We start from the raw sequence: 3,715 nt of genomic DNA on the forward strand, positions 1-3,715 counted from the left end.
ATGGGCGACGCGGAAGGCCGCGCCCAGCAGGCGGGCGCGTTCGAGCTGCGCCGGCGTCAGCAGCTCCTGCATCGTGACCGGCGGCTGGTTCTCCTCGCTGAGGCCCGCATAGCGATAGAACACGGACAGGCCGACGAAGGCGCGCTCGGTGTGGGTGATCGCGCCGAAATTGCCGTTGACGACGAGGCTCAGCGTCTGCTCGCCGCGATGATCGGGATGCACGCGCCAGCCGATGTCGGACAAGAGGCACGCGGCGTGGCGCAGGCGGCGGTCCTCTTCGGTCTCGCGCAGCTTCACGACGCGCGCCAGACGATCGGTCCAGGCGATCAGCTCGCGGGCGTGCTTGGCTGAGCGCGACAGGAGCTGGTTGAGCTCTTCGGCCGCGCAGATCAGCCCGTCCTTGTTGCGTTCGGACTCCGGCAGCTTCTCGTGCAAGAGGCCTTCGCGTACGCCGAAGGTCGAGAACACGATGGTCTTTGGTTTGGCGACCCGGATGATGTGCTCGAGCACCAGCGCGGCATAGGTGAGGAGCGGGCGCCTTGCATCGGCGACGATCTCGATGTCGGCGAGCATATTGCTGGCCGCAAGACGGCGCAGCCGGCGCGAAAAATCGAGCGCTTCGGCCGCGGAAATCGAATAGCCGTGCATCACCTGGAGCGGATAGCCGCTCTGGATGATGTGGATGCGCGCGAGCGCGCGCCAGGTGCCGCCGACGGCATAGAAGGTGCGGCCGCGGCCAGCAGTGAGCTGCTGCACCTCGTCGAGCGCCTCGCGCACGATGCGGTCGGCGCGCTTGAGCGATTTGTGTGCGAGATCCTGGAGTGCGAGTCCGCCGAGCGGCAGCGTCACGCCGCTGCGCACGCTGTTCCTGCGCACGTCGATCAATTCGAGCGAGCCGCCGCCGAGGTCGCCGACGATGCCGTCGGGATGATGGATGCCCGAGATCACACCGAGGGCCGACAGCCGCGCCTCGCGCGGGCCCGACAGGATCTCGATCTTCACGGCGCAGATGCGTTCGGCCTTGGCGATGAAATCGGGGCCGTTGGAAGCGTCGCGGCAGGCGGCGGTCGCGATCGCGAACACGCGTCCGACCTGCATCACACGGCACAAGGCGCGAAAGCGCTTGAGCGAGGTCAGCGCCTTGTCGACGGCGTCGGGTGCGAGCAGGCCGGTGCTCTGCACCTCGCGCCCGAGGCCGCACAGCGTCTTCTCGTTGAAGATCGGAATGAGGCTCCGCGTCAGCCCCTCGTAGACGACGAGACGGACCGAGTTGGAACCGATATCAATGACTGCGACGCTCGAGCCGCGCTTGCGCGGCCGCTTCACGTCGGAAATCCCTGATCAGGATTGATGGCGTTCGTTCCGGCGCGTGAGACGACGCGGCGAGGATTCCTTGAGCGACTTTCCACGGCCAGACAGACTCGGATTTGTCATGAAGTAGTTGTGGACATTGAAAGGCTCCTCGCCCTTCGCGGTCTTCATACGCGTTGAGGACCCGTCCGGCAACAATTGCCAGCTCTGCTCATTGTCCTTCAGGTTGGCGACCATGATCTGCTCGAGAACCTGCTGATGCACCGTGGGATTTTGCAGCGGACACAGCACCTCGACGCGGCGGTCGAGGTTGCGCGGCATCATGTCGGCCGAGGAGATATACACAGCCGCTTTCGCGCTCGGCAGGCCCTGGCCCATGCCGAAGCAGTAGATTCGGCCGTGTTCCAGGAAGCGTCCGATGATCGACTTGACGCGGATGTTCTCGGACAGGCCGGGAATGCCGGGGCGCAGGCAACAGATGCCGCGCACCACGAGCTCGACCTGCACGCCGGCCTGTGAGGCCTCGTAGAGCGCGTCGATGATGTCGGGGTCGACCAGCGCGTTCATCTTCATCCAGACCGCACCGGGCCGGCTGTGCCGTGCATGCGCGGTCTCGCCCTGGATGTGTTCGATGATGCGCTTGCGCAAGGTCAGCGGCGACACCGCCATCTTTTCCAGATCGCTCGGCGCGGCATAGCCGGTGATGAAATTGAACACGCGCGCGGCATCGCGGCCGATGGTCGGATCGGAGGTGAAGTAGGAGAGGTCGGTGTAGATGCGCGCGGTGACCGGGTGATAATTGCCGGTGCCGGTATGAACATAGGTGGTGAGGCTGCCGCCCTCGCGGCGTACCACCATCGAGAGTTTTGCGTGCGTCTTCAGTTCGAGGAAGCCATAGACGACCTGCACGCCGGCTCGCTCGAGGTCGCGTGCCCAGCGGATGTTGGCTTCCTCGTCGAAGCGCGCCTTCAATTCGATCAACGCCGTGACGGATTTCCCGGCCTCGGCGGCTTCCACGAGCGCGCGCACGATCGGCGAGTTGCTGGAGGTGCGGTAGAGCGTCTGCTTGATGGCGACGACATCGGGGTCGCGCGTCGCCTGCTGCAGGAACTGCACCACCACGTCGAAGGATTCGTAGGGGTGATGGACGACGAGGTCCTTCTGCCGGATCGCGGCAAAGATGTCGCCACCATGCTCGCGCACGCGCTCGGGATGGCGCGGCACGTACGGGGTGAATTCGAGATCGGGCCGGTCGAGGCGGGTGAGCTGCGAGAGCTCGTTCATCGCCTGCACGCCGTCGACCAGGAACACCTCGTCGTCGGCGGCCGAGAGCGCATGCTGCACGAAGTTGCGCAGCTCTTCCGGCATCTTGGCGTCGATCTCGAGCCGGATCACCGAGCCGCGGCGGCGGCGCTTCAGCGCGGTCTCGAACAGGCGGACGAGGTCTTCGGCCTCTTCCTCGATTTCGAGTTCGGAGTCTCGGATGATGCGGAAAGCGCCCTGGCCGTGCAGATTGTAGCCGGGGAACAGGCGGTTGATGAACAGGGCGGTCGCCTGCTCCAGTGAGATCAACCGGACGACCTTGCCGTCAGCCGGCAGGCGGATGAAGCGGTCGATCTTGCCGGGCATGCGGATCAGCGCGTTCATCTGCTTGCCGTCGGCGGCGCGCGTGAGCTGGAGCGCGATGGTGAAGCCGAGGCTCGGGATGAACGGGAAGGGGTGGGCCGGGTCGATCGCCAGCGGCGTCAGCAGGGGGAACACATTGCTGAGGAAGTAGTCCTCGATCCAGGTCCGTTCCGCCTTCGTGACTTCCTTGCCCTCAACCAGCACGATGCCGACATCGGCCAGCGTGCCGCGCAGGTCGCGCCAGATCGCCTGCTGGTCGGAGGCGAGTTCGGAGACGGTGCGGTTGATCAGCGCGAGCTGCTCGGATGGCGTCAGGCCGTCGGGGCTGCGTTCGGCAATGCCCTCGCGCACCTGGGCCTTGATGCCGGCGACGCGGACCATGAAGAATTCGTCGAGGTTATTCGCTGAAATCGACAGGAATCGCACGCGCTCGAGCATGGGGTGGCTCGGATTGACCGATTCCTCCAGGACGCGACGATTGAAATGCAGCCAGGAAAGCTCGCGGTTGATGAATCGCTCGGGGCTCGATGCGATCGCCGGCAGGCTTTCGGTCTCCTGGATTTTCTCTTTAATTTCAATGGTTTGCGCGGAATCCATCAGAAGTCGGTCCATCCTGTCTCGCCTTACCTTGCGACTTACGCGCAAAACCGGCCGGAGCATGTGTTAGAGCGATGACGTTTCGATGACATTGATGTTCCGCCGCTCCGCCCCGTCAAGCGGGTCTGGCGTGGGGGGGCGGGCCGCGCAGGCCGATCAGGCGTCCCGCAAGAGCTCGGCG

Annotated in this window: 2 protein-coding genes; both read right to left on the minus strand. The window is 65.0% G+C overall.

Translation table 11 applies throughout. From position 1 onward, the window contains the following. Positions 1 to 1,326 (minus strand): exopolyphosphatase (ppx, locus tag MOV75_RS30680; protein WP_247007186.1); only part of this gene is annotated, 1,326 nt, incomplete at its 3' end. A gap of 15 nt (positions 1,327 to 1,341) precedes the next feature. Then, positions 1,342 to 3,534 (minus strand): RNA degradosome polyphosphate kinase, encoded by a 2,193-nt coding sequence (locus MOV75_RS30685; RefSeq protein ID WP_247007187.1) that lies wholly within the window; start codon positions 3,532 to 3,534, stop codon positions 1,342 to 1,344. Positions 3,535 to 3,715 lie beyond the last annotated feature (181 nt).

This window comes from Bradyrhizobium sp. PRIMUS42 (assembly GCF_023006515.1).
Classification (GTDB): domain Bacteria; phylum Pseudomonadota; class Alphaproteobacteria; order Rhizobiales; family Xanthobacteraceae; genus Bradyrhizobium.